Annotated in this window: 2 rRNA genes; both read left to right on the top strand. The window is 55.1% G+C overall.

The features are described 5' to 3' along the window. Nucleotides 1–2716, top strand: a 23S ribosomal RNA gene (locus tag J2T57_RS22040); the annotation flags it as partial. 127 nt (nt 2717–2843) lie between these two features. Beyond that, nucleotides 2844–2960: ribosomal RNA gene (gene rrf / locus J2T57_RS22035) — 5S ribosomal RNA — on the top strand. The last annotated feature ends 92 nt before the right edge of the window (nt 2961–3052 follow it).

Raw genomic sequence — 3052 nt, 5'->3', positions numbered from 1 at the left:
CGGAGGCGAACGCGGGGAACTGAAACATCTAAGTACCCGTAGGAAAAGAAATCAACCGAGATTCCCTTAGTAGCGGCGAGCGAACGGGGATTAGCCCTTAAGCTTCTTGTGTTTTAGCGGAACGGTCTGGGAAGTCCGGCGATACAGGGTGATAGCCCCGTACGCGAAAAGGCACTTGAAGTGAAATCGAGTAGGGCGGGGCACGTGAAACCCTGTCTGAACATGGGGGGACCATCCTCCAAGGCTAAATACTACCTACCGACCGATAGCGAACCAGTACCGTGAGGGAAAGGCGAAAAGAACCCCGGAGAGGGGAGTGAAATAGAACCTGAAACCGTATACGTACAAGCAGTGGGAGCCCCTTCGGGGGTGACTGCGTACCTTTTGTATAATGGGTCAGCGACTTACTTTCAGTGGCAAGGTTAACCGTATAGGGGAGCCGTAGGGAAACCGAGTCTTAATAGGGCGATCAGTCGCTGGGAGTAGACCCGAAACCGGGTGATCTATCCATGGCCAGTGTGAAGGTGAGGTAAAACTCACTGGAGGCGCGAACCCACTAACGTTGAAAAGTTAGGGGATGAGCTGTGGATCGGAGTGAAAGGCTAAACAAACCCGGAGATAGCTGGTTCTCCCCGAAAACTATTTAGGTAGTGCCTCGTGTCTCACTCTCGGGGGTAGAGCACTGTTTCGGCTAGGGGGCCCCCAGGGGTTTACCAAACCGATGCAAACTCCGAATACCGAGAAGTGCAATCACGGGAGACAGACGGCGGGTGATAACGTCCGTCGTCGAGAGGGAAACAACCCAGACCGCCAGCTAAGGTCCCAAAATCATGGCTAAGTGGGAAACGATGTGGGAAGGCAGAGACAGTCAGGAGGTTGGCTTAGAAGCAGCCATCCTTTAAAGAAAGCGTAATAGCTCACTGATCTAGTCGGCCCGCGCGGAAGATTTAACGGGGCTAAGTCATGTACCGAAGCTGCGGATGCGAGCTTGCTCGCATGGTAGGGGAGCGTTCTGTAAGCCTGCGAAGGTGGATCGTGAGGTCTGCTGGAGGTATCAGAAGTGCGAATGCTGACATGAGTAACGATAATGCGGGTGAAAAACCCGCACGCCGAAAGCCCAAGGTTTCCTGCGCAACGCTAATCGGCGCAGGGTGAGTCGGCCCCTAAGGTGAGGGCGAAAGCCGTAATCGATGGGAAACAGGTTAATATTCCTGTACTTACTACTACTGCGATGGGGGGACGAAGAAGGCTAGGTCAGCCGGCAGTTGGTGTCCGGTTCAAGCATGTAGGTGGATCTCTTAGGCAAATCCGGGAGATCAACACCGAGGTGTGATGACGAGCTCCCACGGGAGTGAAGTGATTGATGCCCTGCTTCCAGGAAAAGCCTCTAAGCTTCAGGTAGTAGTGAACCGTACCGCAAACCGACACAGGTGGGCAGGGAGAGAATCCCAAGGCGCTTGAGAGAACTCGGGTGAAGGAACTAGGCAAAATGGCACCGTAACTTCGGGAGAAGGTGCGCCTCCATTAGGTGAAGGCCCTTGCGGCCGGAGCTGAAGGGGGCCGCAGTGACCAGGTGGCTGCGACTGTTTACTAAAAACACAGCACTCTGCAAAGTCGTAAGACGACGTATAGGGTGTGACGCCTGCCCGGTGCCGGAAGGTTAAATGATGGGGTTAGCCCTCGGGCGAAGCTCTTGATTGAAGCCCCGGTAAACGGCGGCCGTAACTATAACGGTCCTAAGGTAGCGAAATTCCTTGTCGGGTAAGTTCCGACCTGCACGAATGGCGTAACGATGGCCACACTGTCTCCACCCGAGACTCAGTGAAATTGAACTCGCTGTTAAGATGCAGCGTACCCGCGGCAAGACGGAAAGACCCCGTGAACCTTTACTACAGCTTCACACTGGACTTTGAATCTGCTTGTGCAGGATAGGTGGGAGGCTTTGAAGCGGCGACGCTAGTCGTCGTGGAGCCAACCTTGAGATACCACTCTGGCATATTTGAGGTTCTAACCTCGGCCCGTAATCCGGGTCAGGGACAGTGTGTGGTGGGTAGTTTGACTGGGGCGGTCTCCTCCCAAAGAGTAACGGAGGAGCGCGAAGGTGCCCTCAGCACGGTCGGAAATCGTGCGATGAGTGTAAAAGCAAAAGGGCGCTTGACTGCGAGACTGACAAGTCGAGCAGGTGCGAAAGCAGGCTTTAGTGATCCGGTGGTTCTGTATGGAAGGGCCATCGCTCAACGGATAAAAGGTACTCCGGGGATAACAGGCTGATTCCTCCCAAGAGTCCACATCGACGGGGGAGTTTGGCACCTCGATGTCGGCTCATCACATCCTGGGGCTGTAGCAGGTCCCAAGGGTATGGCTGTTCGCCATTTAAAGTGGTACGCGAGCTGGGTTTAGAACGTCGTGAGACAGTTCGGTCCCTATCTGCCGTGGGCGTCGGAAATTTGAGGGAAGCTGCTCCTAGTACGAGAGGACCGGAGTGGACGGACCCCTGGTGTTCGGGTTGTCACGCCAGTGGCATTGCCCGGTAGCTACGTCCGGACGGGATAACCGCTGAAAGCATCTAAGCGGGAAGCCCCTCCCAAGATTAGATTTCCCTGGATCCTCGAGATCCCTGAAGGGCCGTTGCAGACTACAACGTTGATAGGCTGGGTGTGGAAGCGCAGTAATGTGTGAAGCTAACCAGTACTAATTGCCCGTGCGGCTTGGCCATATAACACCCAAGAGCTTCCGGTGTTATGGCATTCCGTGTCACCGACGAATGACATGCTCTGACGAGACAGCAACTTCCCAGAATTCACGGCCTGCGCGCAAGCGCGGGCAGATCGTGAGCCAGTTTGCCTGGCGACCATAGCAAGCGGGAACCACCCGACTCCATTCCGAACTCGGAAGTGAAACCGCTTAGCGCCGATGATAGTGCCGCCTCGCTGTGGTGCGAAAGTAGGTCATCGCCAGGCGCCTAAAACAAAACCCCGACGGGATTACCCCGCCGGGGTTTTTCTTTGTGCGGAACAAAACCATCACACCGCACCACCCAATCCAAACGCCG

This window comes from Natronocella acetinitrilica (genome assembly GCF_024170285.1).
Taxonomy (GTDB): Bacteria; Pseudomonadota; Gammaproteobacteria; order Nitrococcales; family Aquisalimonadaceae; genus Natronocella; species Natronocella acetinitrilica.
This window is presented reverse-complemented; position numbering and strand designations above follow the sequence as displayed.